Source organism: Pseudomonas petrae (assembly GCF_021728295.1).
In the GTDB taxonomy this organism is placed as follows: domain Bacteria; phylum Pseudomonadota; class Gammaproteobacteria; order Pseudomonadales; family Pseudomonadaceae; genus Aquipseudomonas; species Aquipseudomonas petrae.
The window spans coordinates 22,897-39,284 of record NZ_JAKJXE010000003.1 but is presented as its reverse complement, the minus strand read 5'-3'; the positions used below and the strand labels follow the sequence as shown (position 1 = coordinate 39,284).

Below are 16,388 nucleotides of genomic sequence, written 5' to 3'. Positions count from 1 at the left end.
CATGTCACGGATAAAGGACCGATGAGGCTTTGACCGGACATGTCCCCAGAAAGTCAGGCGACGACAGGCTTTTCGCTGAGCGTGTCGGCCAGGCGCACAAACGCCGCCAGGTCCAGCTGCTCCGGACGCAAGCTGCCATCGACACCGGCTTCGGTGATCTCTTCGCTGGTCAGCAGGGCTTTCAACGTGTTGCGCAGTGTCTTGCGGCGCTGGTTGAACGCCTCGCGCACGACGCGCTCAAGTACGCGGTGATCCTTGGCCGGGTGCGGCAAGGTTTCGTGCGGCACCAGACGAACGATGGCTGAATCCACTTTCGGCGGCGGATTGAACGCGCCGGGGCCGACGTTGAACAGATGCTCCACGCGACAGTGGTACTGAACCATGATCGACAGGCGGCCCCAATCACCGCCACCCGGACCTGCCGCCAGACGCTCGACCACCTCTTTCTGCAGCATGAAGTGCATGTCGCGGATCAGGTAGGCGTTCTGCAGCAGATGGAAAATCAGCGGCGTGGAAATGTTGTACGGCAGGTTGCCGACGACTCGCAGACTATTGGGTGCGGCATTCAGGCTGGTGAAGTCGAACTTCAGCGCGTCACCCTGATGCAGACTGAAATTCGGCTTGTTGCCGAACTGATGCATGAGGATAGGCACGAGGTCTTTGTCGAGCTCGACGACGTCCAGTTGTGCGCCGCTGTTCAGCAGGCCCTCGGTCAGGGCGCCTTGCCCCGGGCCGATTTCCAGCATGCGGTCTTCAGCCTTGGCACGAATGGAGCGCAGAATCTTGTCGATCACGCCGGCATCGTGCAGGAAGTTCTGGCCAAAACGCTTGCGCGCCTTGTGTTGGTATTGCTCATTCATGAATGGGTCTCGGCCATCTGATAGGCGGTTTCCAGAGCGACCCTGAGGCTGCCGGTGTCGATCTTGCCGGTGCCCGCCAGATCCAGCGCCGTGCCGTGATCCACGGAGGTGCGAATGATCGGCAGGCCCAGCGTGATGTTGACGGCGGCGCCGAAGCCTTTGTACTTCAGCACGGGCAGGCCCTGGTCGTGGTACATCGCCAGCACTGCATCGCAGTGCTCCAGATATTTGGGGGTAAAGAGCGTGTCGGCTGGCAGCGGGCCATATAAATCCAGGCCCTCGCTGCGCAGACGCGCCAGAGTAGGTTCGATGATGTCGATTTCCTCGCGGCCCAGGTGACCGTTCTCGCCGGCATGCGGGTTTAGGCCACAGACCAGAATCCGCGGGCGGGCGATGCCGAACTTGTTGACCAGATCCGCGTGCAGGATGCGCGTCACGCGTTCCAGCCGATCGGCAGTGATCGCGTCGGCGACGTCACGCAAGGGCAGGTGAGTGGTCACCAGCGCCACCCGCAGATCACCGGTTGCCAGCATCATCACCACTTGCTCGGTGTGGGTCAGCTCGGCAAGGAATTCAGTGTGGCCGGAGAACGCGATGCCGCTGTCGTTGATCACGCCCTTGTGCACGGGCGCTGTGATCATGCCCGCGAAGTGGCCGTCCATGCAGCCTTGGCCGGCGCGGGTCAGGGTCTCGAGCACGAAACTGCCGTTGGCTTTGTCGAGCTGGCCAGCAATGACCGACGCCTGAACCGGCGTGTCCCAGACATACAGACTGCCAGCGGGGGCGGGCACGTCAGGCCAGGCAGCGGGCGTAACGGGAATCAGACTGACAGCCACGCCCAACTGGGCGGCCCGCTCGGTGAGCAGGTCGCAGCTGGTAATGGCAATCAGGGGATGGGGCTGGGACTGCGCGGCGAGGAGCAGGCAAAGGTCAGGACCGATGCCGGCCGGCTCGCCGGGTGTCAGGGCGAAACGCTGGGGCTTCACTTGGCCGCCTGATCAGCTCCGGGGAGCTTGATCTCGACGTAAGCTTCATCACGGATCTGACGCAGCCAGGTTTGCAGTTCTTCGTCGTACTTGCGGTTACGCAGCACGGTCATCGCCTGTTGCTCACGCGCCTGACTGGTGCTGTCAGTCGAGCGACGGCCGAGGACTTCCAGAACGTGCCAGCCGAATTGAGTTTCGAACGGCTTGGACACGACGCCCTGAGGTGTCTCGTTCATGACGTCGCGGAACTCTGGAACTAGCGAACGCGGGTCAACCCAGTTCATGTCGCCGCCGTTGAGTGCCGAACCCGGGTCTTCGGAAAAGCTCTTCGCCAGTTCGCCGAAATCTTCGCCATTCTGGATGCGATCGTAGATACGTTGCGCCAGCAGCTTGGTCTCGGCTGCGCTACGGATTTCGCTTGGCTTGATCAGGATGTGACGGACGTGAACCTCGTCGCGCATCTGGGTCTGAGTCTCGCCGCCGCGTTTTTCCACCAGCTTGAGAATGATGAAGCCACCCGGTGTGCGTGCAGGAGGGGTGACCTCGCCCGGACGCATCGACGACAGCATGTCGCCGAACGGAGGCGGTAGCTGAGCGGCTTTACGCCAGCCCATGTCACCACCGTCCAGAGCACTTTCACTGGCCGATGACGCAATCGCCATCTGCTCGAAGTTCGCACCCTGTTGCAGCTTGCCGTAGAGGTCTTTGGCTTTGGCTGCAGCGGCCTGGATCTGATCCGACGTCGCGCTGTCCGGCGTCGGGATCAAGATGTTGGCCAGGTGGAATTCTTCGGAGAACTGAGCTTTGCCCAAATCGGAAGCCAGGAAGTTCTTCACTTCCTGATCCGAGACTTGGATTCGCTCGGCAACCCGGCGCTGACGCACACGGCTGATGATCATTTCCCGGCGGATCTGCTCACGTGCGCTGGTGTAGGACAGCCCGTCGTGGGTCAGTGCAGCCTTGAACTGGTCGACGCTCATGTTGTTGCGTTGAGCGATGGTGGCAACCGCCTGGTTCAGCTCTTCATCGCTGATGCGAATGCCGGAGCGTTCGCCGATCTGGATCTGCAGGTTTTCCAGGATCAGACGATCCAGGACCTGAGACTCCAGTGCGCTGGCAGGCGGAACACCCTGCCCGCGCTTGGCGATGGTTTGCTGAACCTCGCGGGTGCGCTGGTCGAGCTGGCTTTGCATGACCACGTCGTTGTCAACGATGGCAACTACCTTGTCGATGGTGCGCACTTCAGCGTGCGCAACAGTACCGATAAGCAGCGCGCCCAGCATCAGCGGGCGCAGACAATCAGAAAGCTTGGTCTTCACGTTCACGATAACCTTGGATGCCTTTGTCGAGGAAGCTTTCAACTTTTTGACCAACAACGCCGCCAAGTCCCTTCAACACGATTTGTAGGAAGACGCCGTGGTCGCCTTTTTCGTTCTGAGCAACCTCTTGGGTCGTTTCGTCGTAATCGACCCAGTAACGGTTGATCAGACGCAACTTCCAGCAGCAGTTGTCATATTCAAAACCACCGAAGGCTTCGAGGGTGCGGTCACGGTTGTAGTCGAACTGCCAGCGCGCAATGGCGCTCCACTGCGGCACAACTGGCCAGATGACCGAGAAGTCATGCTGCTGGATTTTGTAGTAATCCTTGATGACTGAACCGTCCGGAAGCACCGCGTCGCCGCCGCCGACTGTCCAGCGCCCAGTCGTCTGATCGTAGCGAACCTGGTCGTTACGATAGCGATAGCCGGCGTTGACGATCTTGCCCGGCTCGTCCTCAGGCTGGTAGTGAACCATTGCGCTGCCGGAGCGAGTGCTGCGGCTGTCCGGGTCCCAGTTGAAATCCGACGTGGCACGCCAGTCGCGGTTGAAGCGGTACTCGTATTCCAGTGCATACGGCGACACGTCGGACTGAGCGTCCTTGCGGTCTTCGAAAGCAATACCTGGCAGTTGCACCTTGCGGTCGGCGAAGTACACCGCCTGACCAATGCTGAAGTGCTGACGTTCAAAACCGTTGTCTTCGATCCAGCGATTGGTCACGCCGAGGGACAGTTTGTTCTCGTCACCAATCCGGTCCGAACCGACGAAACGGTTGTCGCGGAACAGCGAGGCATAGTTGAACGTGGTTTCGGCACTGTCGAATACCGGGATGTCGGTTTGGTCTTTCTCAGGTACATAGAGATAGTAAAGGCGCGGTTCGAGAGTTTGGCGGTAGTCTTTGCCGAACCAGTTGGTGTTGCGATCAAAGTAAAGGCCGCTGTCAACGCTGAAGATCGGAACACTGCGGTTTTCGCTGCTGTGATAAGTCTCATCCGCCAGCAAAGTGCTCTTGCCCTGTGAGTCCAGGTCCAGGTCGTACTGGGTGTAAACGTACTTCAACTTGGGCGTTACATAACCGTAGCTGGCAGTCAGCGGCAGGCTGACCGACGGCGCCAGATTCAGACGATCGCCGTTTGCACGAGCAAGACCTGCGACGTTCGTATCCAGTCGAGGTCGAGTAACGTCGTCCTCATTGGTGTAGCCGCCCGTTCTCAAATCGCGATCAAAGCGAACCAACTCAGTCTCGTAATCGAACTTGAAGCCGGCAGGCTGAAACGGCAGCGTGCCGTTCAGCGTGAGCTGAGGCAAGCGGCCATAAGGCGTGATCTGGGTGACGGTGGTCAGCTGATACTGCTGGGCGTTCAGCGTCGCGGTGTAGTTGTCACCACGGTAATAAACAGCGCCCTGCTGATTCAGGTAGTCGTGTGTGCTTACGCCTTCCTGGCCGCTTTTAAGGTCTTTGAAGTAGTAAGGATCGCTGACCTTGGTGTAGTCGATTTTGGTGGTCAGCCGCGAATCCAGACCACTGCGATCCTGCCAGTTGATCAACCATCGGGTGTCTTTGTAGTCCGACTGATCTTTGCGATCGTCGTTGTCGTCATTCAGGTAAGCCGCACCGAACTGACCTTCGCTGCTTTTGGTCAGGTAACGGAACTCGCCTTCCAGCAACATGCCACGCTTGGCCATATAGGTCGGGTACAACGTGGCGTCGTAGTTCGGCGCCAGGTTGAAGTAGTACGGAGTGAGCAACGAGAAGCCGGTGTCGCTGCCGGTACCGATGGTCGGTGGCAGGAAGCCGGACTGGCGACGGTCGTCGATCGGGAAATAGATGTAAGGCGTGTAAAGGATCGGAATGTCATGAACGCGCAGTGTGGCGTTGGTGGCAGTACCGAAACCGGTGGCCGGGTTTAGGGTGATGTTGTTGCCCTTCACGGTCCACGCGTTGCTGTTCGGTTCGCACGTGGTGTACGTGCCGTCCTTCAGGCGGATGATCGCGTTCTCGGCACGACGAGCGTACAGGGCGTTACCGCGAACGTTGTTTTTGTGCAGCACGTACTCGGCGTTGTCGACTTTGGCTTCACCGGTATCGAGCTGTACTTCAGCGTGGTCGCCGACGATCAGGGCGCCGTTGTCGCGCAGACGGACATCGCCGTTCAGCTCGCCACGGTTCTCGGCCTGATGCAGGCTGGCTTCGTCAGCCTCGACCTGCATGCTGCCCTGACGCAGCACGACGTCGCCGGCCAGGGTCGCAACCTGCTCTTCCTGCTGATAACGCGAAGCCTTGGCGCCGATGAAAGTCGGTGCATCGCTCTTCGGCGTCTTGTCGTCCATGCCCGGACGGATCGGTTCGATGTAGGCGCCCGAGCAGTACGGACCGGTCTCAGCCAGTTGGGCTGCGGTCAGCTTCTCGCGCGGAACCCAGTCCAGGTGGCTGTAATCGGCGCTGCGCGATTTCAGGCCACGGCCCTTGGCCTCGGTGACCAGCATCGTTTTGGGCACGACTTCGCCATCGGAGGTGGTGGTCGTCTGAGCGCCATCTGCCGTGCTGCTGTTGGACGAAACACTGTTGGCGTCGTGCACGGGGCGCGGAGGCAACTGGGCTGCGTTGGTTTTCGGAGAGCAATCCCATGCACCTGTTGCAGACACCGAGCAGTCATACTGTTCGGCGGCAACCACGTACGGGACGGCCAGGGGTTGCATCGCCAGCAAACTGCCGGTTACGAGCAACGGAAATTTTTTACGAAACGCGGGGGATTTCAATGCCATCTTATTAGTCCGGGCTTCCTGCGCGCCATCTGCCCGCGGGGGGGCCGCACGCCTCTCGATGGGCTGAAAAAGATGTCGGATAATAAAGCATGACCCGCTTGACGGCTAGCGCCGTCGGAGACCCTTGCAATGCCAGATCAAGATGTACGCCTGCAACACCTGAAAGTTTGGCTCGATGAGCAGCTCCCGCGTTTATTTGAGGCCCAGGGCTGGGGGCCAATACCCCCGGCCACGTTGACTGCCGCCAGTAGCGACGCCAGTTTTCGGCGATACTTTCGCTGGGAGGGGGAGGGCCGAACTTTTATTGTCATGGACGCGCCGCCGCCCCAGGAAAACTGCAAACCCTTCGTGGATATCGCTCATTTATTGAGCGGGTCGGGCATTAATGTTCCGAAAATTTATGCCGAAGACCTGAATCAGGGCTTCCTTTTGTTGAATGACCTGGGCCGTCAGACCTACCTGGATGTCATCGACGGGCAAAACGCCGATAAGCTGTTCATTGACGTAATCGACGCACTGCTGGCCTACCAGCAACTGCCGATGGACGCGCCGTTGCCGAGTTATGACGTGGCACTCCTGCGCCGCGAGCTGGAGCTGTTTCCCGAGTGGTACGTGAAGCGTCATCTGGGCGTGGAGTTCGATCAGGCGCAGCAGGCCAGTTGGCAGGCTGTCAGCGATCTGCTGATCGAGAGCGCGCTGGCCCAGCCAAAGGTGCTGGTGCACCGCGATTACATGCCGCGCAACCTGATGCTCAGTGAACCGAACCCTGGCGTGCTGGATTTTCAGGACGCGGTGTACGGCCCGGTCACCTACGACATCACTTGCCTGTTCAAGGATGCATTCCTGAGTTGGCCGGAGGAGCGCGTAGCGGGCTGGCTCGAGCTGTATTGGAACAAGGCCGTCGCGGCGGGCATCCCGGTGCAGGACGAATTCGACGAATTCCGTCGTGCCAGTGATTTGATGGGCGTACAGCGGCACTTGAAGGTGATCGGTATTTTCGCCCGAATCTGCCACCGTGACGGCAAGCCGCGCTACGTCGCCGACGTGCCGCGCTTCTTCTCTTATATAGAAGCGGTGCTGGCGCGACGCCCGGAGCTGGTTGAGTTAAGTAATCTGTTGACCAGCCTTGGCCATACAAAACCGACACAGGCAAAACCAGCATCTGTTGTGTGATGGAATGGACTGCAATTGAAGAGGGACTGCACTTGAAGATTGTCTTGATGAGGGCCGCATGAAAGCGATGATTCTGGCGGCGGGTAAAGGCGAGCGCCTGCGCCCGTTGACCCTGCACACGCCCAAACCGCTGGTGCGTGCCGGCGGCGTTCCACTGATTGAGTATCACCTGCGCGCGATCAAATCGGCCGGCGTTGAGGACGTTGTGATCAACCATGCGTGGTTGGGCCAGCAGATCGAAGATTATCTGGGCGACGGCCGCCCGTGGGGCCTGAATATCCGCTACTCGCCTGAGGGCGAGCCGCTGGAGACGGGCGGTGGGATCCTTCGTGCGCTGCCGCTGCTGGGCGACGAGCCGTTTCTGGTGGTCAACGGTGATATCTGGGTCGACTTCGATTTCAGCTCATTGATGAAACCGCTCAAGGGGCTTGCCCATCTGGTGCTGGTGGATAATCCGCCGCATCACCCCGGTGGCGATTTTGCGCTGGTCGACGGGCAGGTGCATGACGACGCGGCTCAGCCGCGCCTGACCTACAGCGGCATCGCGGTGCTGCATCCGCAACTCTTCGCGGGTTGCACCGAAGGCCCGTTCAAGCTGGCGCCCCTGTTGCGTGACGCCATGGCGAAAGGCCTGGTGACCGGCGAACGTTTTGTCGGGCGCTGGGTGGATGTCGGTACCCATGAGCGACTGGCCGAAGTCGAGCAGATGCTTGCGGTGAAGCCCTAGATGCTGTGGCCATTCACGGTGGTCGGCGGTGGCGTCGGGTATCTGATTGCCAGCATTCCCGGCGCCATGCTCGGCGCGCTTCTGGGACAGGCGCTTGATCGGCGGCTGCATTTCCGCAGCTGGGCGGAGATGCGCGAGCGTGCCAATGGCCGCACCGTGCCGCGCGATGACGAGCTTATTTTCATTATGCTGGGGCGCCTGGCGAAGAGCGATGGCCGTGTGGTCGACGGGCATATTCAACAGGCGCGCGTCGAAATGCGCCGACTGGACCTCAGCGAGGCGGCGCAGCGTCGGGCGATTCAGGCGTTCAACCGGGGCAAGGACGGGCGCGACAATTTGCGCGTCCACCTCACGCGCCTGAAAACCCAGCCCCACGCCGCTGAAGGTTTGTTGCGTGCCTGTTGGCGCATGGCGTGGGCGGATGGCAGGGCATCACGGACCGAGCGCGAATTGATTGTGCTGTGGGGTAAATGGCTGGGCTGGGCGGCGGACAAGGTCGAAGGGTTGTCATCGACCGAAGACGAGCAACGTTCGCGGGGCGCTCCCGCCAGCAGTGGCGGCGAGTTTCAGGATGCGCTCCGTTTGCTGGGCGTGAAAGCGGATGCCGAGCCTGCGCAGATCAAGCGCGCGTATCGTCGATTGCTGAGTCGTCACCACCCGGACAAGATCGCCGGCAGTGGCGCCAATCAGATACAAGTTCGTGATGCCACCGAGAAAACCCGTGAGCTGCATCACGCCTACGCGGTCATTCGCGATCGGCGCGGGTTTCGCTGACGACCTGGTCTTGGATGCTGCCCGTAGCGCGGGCAGCGTCAAAAGGCGGTGGCGGTTACTTCGCTGCGTCCCCCTCCAACCAACCCCGAACGCGGCGAAACAATTGATCCTGCTCCATCGCCGGGTTGCCGGGAATGGCGCTCAGCGTCACCTGTGTGAACCTGGCGTTTTTGTTTCGTTTACTGGCGTCCAGACGGTCTTGTGCCTGCTGCCGAGGCACCGAACGGTCCTTGTTGACGAAGTCTGCTGTCGTGACTTTCAGCGTGGGCAGCAGCTCCATCAGCGACGGCGTTTCCTTGCCGGTGTCCACGGCCGTGACCATTACCAGGCGTTGAACTGCCGGCGAGGGCCGCTCGCTCATGTACCGCGCCGCCCAATAAGCGCCGCTACCGTGGCCGAGGAGGGCGATGCTACGGGCCTTGTTCTGCTGGGCGAACGCCACGGCACTGTCGATCCGGGCGAAGATTTTCTCAGCGTTGGCCTTGGCCTGCTCGGCTTGTGTAGCGGCCTGTTCGGCCGCCGCCGCCGCTTCTGCTTCAGCTGTGGCCGCAGGATCAGGCGCTTTAACCGCTGCGTCCTTGGCTTTATCACCAGCACCCGCCGCTGTCGGAGCATCCACCGCGCGCGCGAAAACACCATCGTTGTGAGCGTCCGGCATGCTCAGGCTGAGGCTCGACCACCCGACGTCCGGCAACTTGCGCCGCAACGGTGCTACCGCAGTCGGCCAGTCCGCGGATTCGTCGGCGCCCGGCACAATGATCACTGCGCCTTTGGGCTCGTCGACGTTCGCCGGTTTCCATAACGCCAGAAAACTCTCGTCGCCCGCCTGCAACTGCTGTTGCTCGGCTTGCGGCACCTGACGCTCCAGCGCCAGGGTGTCTTCCTGAGTGCGCGACGGCAGTGCGGCCCGCTCGACCGGCGCCTCAGCAGGCTTGGCGTCTTTATCCGACGCCGGGTCTGCGGCCATTACGAGCTGCGAGCAAGGTAGTATCAGCGTCAGGCACAGCGCAGGAAATAGTGCGCGAAGGGTGTAGGACATCGAATATTCCAAAGGCCGGAAACAATTCCGGCAGACTAATGGGTTGACGGCTGTTTGTCAGGCCAGGCAATCGCCGCGCCTCAGCGAGCGACAGGCACAGAGCATGATCGGCATGGACTTCAGGGAAAGGGAGACGACAGTTTGAGAATCCGTGCGCTGTGCCTTCGGGTTATCGGCGATACCGGCGCGCTCTTGATCGGCCTGATGCTGATCGCGTTGCCGATGTCGCACTATGCCGCCGCCTCGCCCACCCAGGCCGACCCCTTGGGCCGCGAGCAGCGGGACTGGCTGACCCAGCGCTGGCAATTGCGCGTCGGGCTTGTCCTCCAAACGCCTTACGCCCAGCTCGATCGTCGTGCGCAGCAGTTGTCCGGCGCGAACGTCGACCTCATCAACCTCATGGCAAAGACCCTTCAGGTGGAGCTGCTGTGGCGCAGTTATGCCGATCAGGCCGAGCTCGAAAAAGCCCTTGCCGATGGACAAATCGACTTCGCGCCGGGCCTGACCCAGACGCCCGCCGGGTTGCGCCTGTGGCTGTATTCCGATCCGTACATGCGTGTGCCACAACTGATCGTCGGCGAACGTGATGGCGCCGGCGCGGTGGATCTGGAAAAGCTCGACAGCCAGGTGCGCGTCGCCGTGCGCATGCCCAGTGCCACGGCTGACTACCTGCGCAGTAACTACACCCACCTCAATCTGCAAGGCGTACCGCTTGAGCGTCAGGCTCTGCAGCTGCTGCTCAGTCAGCAGGCGCGATACGCCGTGATCGATGAAGCGCAGCTCAGCCGTCTGTCCCGCGAGGCCGAGTTTGCGGGGCTCGCCGTGGTTGGCGACATCGGCTTCCCGCAGTTGCTGCGCGTGGCTTCTCGCCGTGACACGCCGCAGCTCGCCGAGATTATCAGCCAGGCATTAAGCGCCATTCCGGCCCGCGATCTCGAACAGTTGCATACGCAGTGGCTGCAGCCCAAATACCCGCAGATCAGCGAGTCGCCGGGGCTGTGGAAGAACATCGCGCTGCTGCTGTTGGTCCTGCTCATGGCCAGCGCGGCGATTGTCTACTGGCAGCGCAAACAACAGCAGCAACTGGAGAAACAATTACTCGCCGCCCGGGATGACATTGCCAGGCGCCTGGCCGGCGAAGAGGCATTGAGGTTGGCGCAGTTTTCCATCGATCAGAGCACCGTCGGCATTCTCTGGGTCAATTGGGACAGCCATGTGCGCTACGCCAATCAGGCCGCCGAGACCATGCTGGGTTATGCGCCCGGTGGAGTGGTGGACCGGCCGCTGATTGATTTCGAGCCGGGGCTGGACATGGATCGCTGGCTCAATCTGTGGAAAACCGCGCGCTCCAGCGAGGAAGGGCCGCAGAACTACGAAAGCAATTGCGTGCGCGCCGATGGCAGCATCCTTCCTGCCGATGTGTCGCTGAGTTTTTTGCGCTTTCGTGATGCCGAGTACCTGGTGGTGTTCATCACCGACGTGACCGAACGGCGTCGATCCCTCGCCGCGCTGCAAGAAAGTGAAGCGCGCTTGCAGGTGCTGGCCGAGCAGCTGCGCGAGCTATCGGCGCACCTGGAAACCGTGCGCGAAGAAGAAAAGGCCCGAATCGCCCGGGAAGTTCACGACGAGCTGGGTCAGATGCTGACCGTGCTCAAGCTGGAAACGTCCATGTGCGAACTGGCCTACGCCGATCTCGACCCTGGCCTGCGTGATCGGTTGAACAGCATGAAGCGCCTGATTGCGCAGTTATTCCAGTTGGTGCGGGACGTCGCGACTGCCTTGCGGCCACCGATTCTCGACGCAGGCATCGCCTCGGCCATTGAGTGGCAGGCCCGGCGCTTCGAAGCGCGCACCCAGATTCCGTGCCTGGTGCAGGTGCCGGACAACCTGCCCAGCCTGCCGGACGCAAAGGCCATCGGGCTGTTTCGCATCCTTCAGGAGTCGCTGACCAACGTCATGCGCCATGCCGAGGCGCACACGGTCGAGCTGAGCCTGACGCTGAGCGATGGCCTTCTGTGCATGCGCATCGCCGATGACGGCAAGGGCTTCGATCTGCGCGCCGAACGTCCGGCGTCGTTCGGGCTGGTAGGCATGCGCGAGCGGGTTCTGATCATGGGCGGGCAATTGCATCTGGACACCTTGCCCGGAGAAGGCACAACCTTGCGCATCCACATTCCGCTGGACCCGGTCGCTGAGGAGCACGTGCATTGATTCGCGTATTGGTTGCCGAAGACCACACGATTGTCCGCGAGGGCATCAAACAGCTGATCGGCCTGGCGAAGGATCTGCACGTGGTCGGAGAGGCCAGCAATGGCGAGCAGTTGCTGGAGGCTTTGCGCCACATCCCGTGCGAGGTCGTGCTGCTGGATATTTCCATGCCGGGGGTGAACGGCCTGGAGGCGATCCCGCGAATTCGCGCGCTGACCAATCCGCCTGCGATTCTGGTGCTGTCGATGCACGATGAAGCGCAAATGGCCGCGCGGGCCTTGAAGGTCGGTGCCGCCGGGTACGCGACCAAAGACAGCGACCCCGCGTTGCTGCTGACGGCGATCCGGCGAGTGGCCGCGGGCGGGCGTTATATCGACCCGGACCTGGCCGATCGCATGGTGTTTGAAGTCGGGCTGACGGATAGCCGGCCTTTGCACTCATTGTTGTCCGAGCGCGAGTTTTCAGTGTTCGAGCGCCTGGCTCAGGGCGCCAACGTCAACGACATCGCGCAGCAACTGGCGCTGAGCAGCAAGACCATCAGTACCCACAAGGCGCGCCTGATGCAGAAGCTGAAAATCAATTCGCTGGCCGAGCTGGTGAAGTATGCGATGGAGCATAAGCTGGTCTGAAGTCTTGAGTCTAAAAGCGACCTCCTCTGGCGCTTGTGCTGATGTCTTCGCGGGCAAGCGCGCTCCTGCAGAATGACCGCAATCCCTTGTAGGAGTGAGCTTGCTCGCGAAAGCGTCGGTGAAAGCAAAAAATCCCTCGGAAAAGTCATGCCTATCCCCGCCATCTCTGTAGGGCAATCCCTACCCGAAACCTTCCGGCCCACCTATGTCATTCTCTCTCACGCCCCGATTTGCGCGGCCTTCAGGGTCATCTAGGCTTGGTTCCTACGGTGGATCAAACATAGGTGTGGGCAATGAGCAACGTCGATTCAAGCGCTGGGGCGAGTGATGTTCTGGTCAGCTTTCGCGGTGTGCAAAAGAGCTACGACGGCGAAGCCCTGATCGTCAAAGACCTCAACCTGGATATTTGCAAAGGCGAATTCCTCACCCTGCTCGGGCCGTCCGGCTCCGGCAAAACCACCAGCCTGATGATGCTCGCCGGCTTCGAGACGCCGACCGCTGGCGAGATCCTGCTGGCCGGCCGTTCGATCAATAACGTACCGCCGCACAAGCGCGACATCGGCATGGTGTTCCAGAACTACGCGCTGTTCCCGCACATGACCGTCGCTGAAAACCTCGCGTTTCCGCTGTCGGTGCGCGGCATGAGCAAGACCGACGTCGCCGAAAAGGTCAAACGCGCCCTCGACATGGTGCAGCTCGGCACCTTCGCCCATCGCTACCCCGCGCAGTTGTCGGGTGGTCAGCAACAACGTGTCGCGCTGGCCCGCGCGTTGGTGTTCGAGCCGCAGTTGGTGCTGATGGACGAACCCCTCGGTGCGCTCGACAAACAACTGCGCGAACACATGCAGATGGAAATCAAGCATCTGCACCAGCGCCTGGGCGTGACCGTTGTTTACGTCACCCACGATCAGGGCGAAGCGCTGACCATGTCCGACCGCGTCGCGGTGTTCCATCAGGGCGAAATCCAGCAGATCGCTCCACCGCGGACTCTCTACGAAGAGCCGAAAAACACCTTTGTCGCCAACTTCATCGGCGAGAACAACCGCATCAATGGCACCTTGCTCAGCCAGAGCGGCGACCGTTGTGTGGTGGGCCTGGCGCGCGGCGAAAAAGTCGAGGCGCTGGCGATCAACGTCGCTGCCACCGGGAGCCCGGTGACGCTTTCTATTCGTCCCGAGCGCGTGAACCTCAACGGCCGCAGCGAGAGTTGCGTCAACCGCTTCTCCGGCCGCGTCGCCGAATTCATCTACCTGGGCGATCACGTGCGGGTGCGCCTGGAAGTGGCCGGTAAAACCGATTTCTTCGTCAAACAGCCCATCGCCGAGCTGGATCCGGCCCTGAGCGTTGGCGACGTCGTGCCCATTGGATGGCAGGTCGAGCACGCCCGCGCGCTGGACCCATTGCTGGATGCACATTGATACACCTGCGTGACGCGTCAACCGAAGAACCCAGAGGCGAGCCAAATCGCCCCATCGCTTAACCAACATTGTTCGTGGAGAGAAAAACTGATGCTCAAGACATTGAAGCTCACCGCCTTATCGGTCGGCATGATGTGCGCGGCGCAAGCCATGGCAGCGGACCTGACGGTCATTTCCTTCGGCGGCGCGAACAAGGCGGCCCAGGAAAAGGCCTTCTACGCGCCGTGGGAAAAAGCCGGCAACGGCAAGATCATCGCCGGCGAATACAACGGTGAGATGGCCAAGGTCAAAGCCATGGTCGACACCAAGAGCGTGACCTGGGACCTGGTGGAAGTGGAATCGCCAGAGCTGTCCCGTGGCTGTGACGAAGACATGTTCGAGTCGCTGGCGTCGGTCGATCTCGGCAACAAAGACAGCTACGTCAAGGGCGCGATTTCTGAGTGCGGCGTAGGCTTCTTCGTATGGTCCACCGTGCTGGCCTACAACGCCGACAAGCTGAAATCCGCACCGACCGGTTGGGCTGATTTCTGGGACACCGAGAAATTCCCGGGCAAGCGTGGCCTGCGCAAGGGCGCCAAATACACCCTGGAATTCGCGCTGATGGCTGACGGCGTTGCGCCGAAAGACGTCTACAAAGTGCTGGGGACCAAGGAAGGCCAGGACCGCGCCTTCAAGATGCTCGACAAGCTCAAGCCAAGCATTCAGTGGTGGGAAGCGGGCGCACAGCCGCCTCAGTATCTGCAATCGGGCGACGTCGTGATGAGCTCGGCCTACAACGGTCGTATCGCTGCCGTGCAGAAGGAAAGCAACCTGAAAGTGGTCTGGACCGGCGGCGTGTATGACTTCGACGCGTGGGCAATTCCGAAGGGTGCAAAAAACGCCGAAGAAGCGAAGAAGTTCATCGCTTACTCCCTCAAGCCAGAGCAGCAGAAGACCTATTCCGAAAACATCGCTTACGGCCCGGCCAATACTGGCGCGGTCCCTTTGCTGAGCGCTGAAACCCTGAAAAACATGCCGACCACCCCTGAGAACATCAAGGATCAGGTGCAGATCGACGTGAAATTCTGGGCCGACTTCGGTGAGTCGCTGGAACAGCGCTTCAACTCCTGGGCGGCTAAATAAGATCGCAGTCCTGTAAGCGCTTCGTTGTGAGTTAGATCCGGGTGCGTCGTCTGAACTGTCTGAAAGCAGGGCAGGGGACGCGCTCTTTGTTGAGAGATTTCGGAGTTCACTATGGCCACCGCCGTGCCCCTGACTGAAGGCGCCAGCCCGACCCTGAAGCAACGCCTGGCCCGTGCCGAGCGCGTCAATCGCTGGAAGGCTCAGGCGTTGATCGCGCCATTGGTGATTTTCCTGCTGCTGGTGTTTCTGGTGCCGATTGCGGCGCTGCTCTACAAAAGCGTCAGCAACCCGGAAGTGGTGGGTGGCATGCCGCTCACTGTGGTCGAGGTGGCGAAATGGGACGGCAAGGGGCTGCCGCCTGACGCGGTGTACAAAGCCGCGAGCCAGGACCTGGCCGAAGCGCGCAAGAATCAGACGCTGGGCGATCTGTCCAAACGCTTGAACCAGGAGTTGGCGGGCTACCGTAGCCTGTTGGCGAAAACTGCCCGCGCCATGCCATTCAAGGAAGAGCCGGCTTCTTATAAAGAAGCGCTGGAAGCCGTCGATGAGCGCTGGGGCGATCCGGCGTATTGGCAGGCGATCCGCCGCAATACCTCAAGTTTCACCCCCTATTATTTGCTGGCCGCTGTCGACCACCGCATCGATGACCTCGGTGAAGTGGCGCCCGCGACACCCGATCAGGCGATTTACATCGACATCTTCGCCCGCACCTTCTGGATGGGCCTGGTGATCACCGTCATCTGTCTGCTGCTGGCGTATCCGCTGGCGTACCTGTTGGCCAATCTGCCTGCACGGCAGAGCAACCTACTGATGATTTTGGTCTTGCTGCCGTTCTGGACGTCGATCCTGGTGCGCGTCGCCGCCTGGATCGTGTTGCTGCAATCGAGTGGCCTGATCAATGGCGCGCTGATGGCCATGGGCATCATCGATAAACCGCTGGAGCTGGTGTTCAACCGGGTCGGCGTTTACATCTCGATGGTGCACATCATGTTGCCGTTCATGATTCTGCCCATCTACAGCGTGATGAAAGGCATCTCGCCGACCTACATGCGCGCGGCGATTTCCCTGGGCTGCAACCCGTTCGCCAGTTTCTGGCGCGTGTACTTCCCGCAGACTTACGCCGGTGTGGGCGCGGGCTGTCTGTTGGTGTTCATCCTTGCCATCGGCTACTACATCACCCCGGCGCTGCTCGGCAGCCCGAACGATCAGATGGTCAGTTATTTCGTGGCGTTCTACACCAATACCAGCATCAACTGGGGCATGGCGACGGCGCTGGGCGGTCTGCTGCTGCTGGCGACTGTCGTGCTGTACCTGATCTATAACTGGCTGGTCGGCGCCAGCCGCCTGCGTCTGAGCTGAGGAGAACGAT

Annotated in this window: 13 protein-coding genes; 8 read left to right on the top strand and 5 right to left on the bottom strand. The window is 60.8% G+C overall.

The features are described 5' to 3' along the window. Window positions 1-53 precede the first annotated feature (53 nt). The 4 genes from rsmA to L4G42_RS05915 are packed head-to-tail and all read right to left on the bottom strand — an operon-like array spanning window position 54 to window position 5,929. A complete protein-coding gene (rsmA, locus tag L4G42_RS05930) occupies window positions 54-860 on the bottom strand; it encodes a 16S rRNA (adenine(1518)-N(6)/adenine(1519)-N(6))-dimethyltransferase RsmA (RefSeq protein WP_237251521.1) in 807 nt (268 codons plus the stop codon). Further along, on the bottom strand, window positions 857-1,846 hold the full coding sequence (gene pdxA / locus L4G42_RS05925) for a 4-hydroxythreonine-4-phosphate dehydrogenase PdxA (RefSeq protein WP_237251520.1): 990 nt from the start codon (window positions 1,844-1,846) through the stop codon (window positions 857-859). Before pdxA ends, rsmA begins: the two co-directional genes overlap by 4 nt. Beyond that, complete coding sequence (locus L4G42_RS05920; RefSeq protein ID WP_237251519.1) at window positions 1,843-3,165, bottom strand: peptidylprolyl isomerase; 1,323 nt, start codon at window positions 3,163-3,165, stop codon at window positions 1,843-1,845. The genes pdxA and L4G42_RS05920 overlap by 4 nt, the downstream gene beginning before the upstream one ends. Next, window positions 3,146-5,929 (bottom strand): LPS-assembly protein LptD, encoded by a 2,784-nt coding sequence (locus L4G42_RS05915; RefSeq protein WP_237251518.1) that lies wholly within the window; start codon window positions 5,927-5,929, stop codon window positions 3,146-3,148. Before L4G42_RS05915 ends, L4G42_RS05920 begins: the two co-directional genes overlap by 20 nt. 129 nt (window positions 5,930-6,058) lie before the next feature. Between L4G42_RS05915 and L4G42_RS05910 the strand changes: the two genes are divergently transcribed. The 3 genes from L4G42_RS05910 to L4G42_RS05900 are packed head-to-tail and all read left to right on the top strand — an operon-like array spanning window position 6,059 to window position 8,603. Continuing rightward, entirely contained in the window at window positions 6,059-7,102 is a 1,044-nt protein-coding gene (locus tag L4G42_RS05910) for an aminoglycoside phosphotransferase family protein (protein ID WP_237260636.1), read from the top strand. 58 nt (window positions 7,103-7,160) lie between these two features. Further along, the gene (gene murU / locus L4G42_RS05905; RefSeq protein WP_237251516.1) at window positions 7,161-7,829 is read left to right on the top strand and encodes an N-acetylmuramate alpha-1-phosphate uridylyltransferase MurU; all 669 of its coding nucleotides are present in this window, start codon (window positions 7,161-7,163) and stop codon (window positions 7,827-7,829) included. Next, window positions 7,830-8,603 (top strand): DnaJ domain-containing protein, encoded by a 774-nt coding sequence (locus L4G42_RS05900; RefSeq protein WP_237251515.1) that lies wholly within the window; start codon window positions 7,830-7,832, stop codon window positions 8,601-8,603. It abuts the gene before it with no gap. Between the two features lie 55 nt (window positions 8,604-8,658). On the opposite strand, the gene L4G42_RS05895 is transcribed toward L4G42_RS05900, so the two are convergent. Next, window positions 8,659-9,642 carry an alpha/beta hydrolase family protein gene (locus L4G42_RS05895; protein WP_237251514.1) on the bottom strand — a complete coding sequence of 328 codons (984 nt, stop codon included), beginning with the start codon at window positions 9,640-9,642 and terminating at the stop codon, window positions 8,659-8,661. Window positions 9,643-9,864: 222 nt separating this feature from the next. Between L4G42_RS05895 and L4G42_RS05890 the strand changes: the two genes are divergently transcribed. The 5 genes from L4G42_RS05890 to L4G42_RS05870 all read left to right on the top strand — a co-directional run bounded on the left by L4G42_RS05890 (window position 9,865) and on the right by L4G42_RS05870 (window position 16,378). After that, complete coding sequence (locus L4G42_RS05890) at window positions 9,865-11,853, top strand: PAS domain-containing sensor histidine kinase (RefSeq protein WP_237259638.1); 1,989 nt, start codon at window positions 9,865-9,867, stop codon at window positions 11,851-11,853. Beyond that, window positions 11,850-12,479 (top strand): response regulator, encoded by a 630-nt coding sequence (locus L4G42_RS05885; protein ID WP_237251513.1) that lies wholly within the window; start codon window positions 11,850-11,852, stop codon window positions 12,477-12,479. The genes L4G42_RS05890 and L4G42_RS05885 overlap by 4 nt, the downstream gene beginning before the upstream one ends. Before the next feature lie 293 nt (window positions 12,480-12,772). Beyond that, window positions 12,773-13,897: an ABC transporter ATP-binding protein gene (locus L4G42_RS05880; protein WP_237251512.1), complete on the top strand. Its 1,125-nt coding sequence runs from the start codon at window positions 12,773-12,775 to the stop codon at window positions 13,895-13,897. 90 nt (window positions 13,898-13,987) lie between these two features. Continuing rightward, the gene (locus tag L4G42_RS05875; RefSeq protein WP_237251511.1) at window positions 13,988-15,019 is read left to right on the top strand and encodes a polyamine ABC transporter substrate-binding protein; all 1,032 of its coding nucleotides are present in this window, start codon (window positions 13,988-13,990) and stop codon (window positions 15,017-15,019) included. 111 nt (window positions 15,020-15,130) lie between these two features. After that, on the top strand, window positions 15,131-16,378 hold the full coding sequence (locus L4G42_RS05870) for an ABC transporter permease (RefSeq protein ID WP_237251510.1): 1,248 nt from the start codon (window positions 15,131-15,133) through the stop codon (window positions 16,376-16,378). Window positions 16,379-16,388: the final 10 nt, after the last annotated feature.

What these genes read in the sequence shown, in the direction of transcription:
- L4G42_RS05895 (WP_237251514.1), bottom strand. Translation starts at nt 9,642, where the DNA reads ATGTCCTACACCCTTCGCGCACTATTTCCTGCGCTGTGCCTGACGCTG.
- murU (WP_237251516.1), top strand. Translation starts at nt 7,161, where the DNA reads ATGAAAGCGATGATTCTGGCGGCGGGTAAAGGCGAGCGCCTGCGCCCG.
- L4G42_RS05910 (WP_237260636.1), top strand. Translation starts at nt 6,059, where the DNA reads ATGCCAGATCAAGATGTACGCCTGCAACACCTGAAAGTTTGGCTCGAT.
- L4G42_RS05890 (WP_237259638.1), top strand. Translation starts at nt 9,865, where the DNA reads ATGTCGCACTATGCCGCCGCCTCGCCCACCCAGGCCGACCCCTTGGGC.
- L4G42_RS05900 (WP_237251515.1), top strand. Translation starts at nt 7,830, where the DNA reads ATGCTGTGGCCATTCACGGTGGTCGGCGGTGGCGTCGGGTATCTGATT.
- L4G42_RS05880 (WP_237251512.1), top strand. Translation starts at nt 12,773, where the DNA reads ATGAGCAACGTCGATTCAAGCGCTGGGGCGAGTGATGTTCTGGTCAGC.
- L4G42_RS05875 (WP_237251511.1), top strand. Translation starts at nt 13,988, where the DNA reads ATGCTCAAGACATTGAAGCTCACCGCCTTATCGGTCGGCATGATGTGC.
- rsmA (WP_237251521.1), bottom strand. Translation starts at nt 860, where the DNA reads ATGAATGAGCAATACCAACACAAGGCGCGCAAGCGTTTTGGCCAGAAC.
- L4G42_RS05915 (WP_237251518.1), bottom strand. Translation starts at nt 5,929, where the DNA reads ATGGCATTGAAATCCCCCGCGTTTCGTAAAAAATTTCCGTTGCTCGTA.
- L4G42_RS05870 (WP_237251510.1), top strand. Translation starts at nt 15,131, where the DNA reads ATGGCCACCGCCGTGCCCCTGACTGAAGGCGCCAGCCCGACCCTGAAG.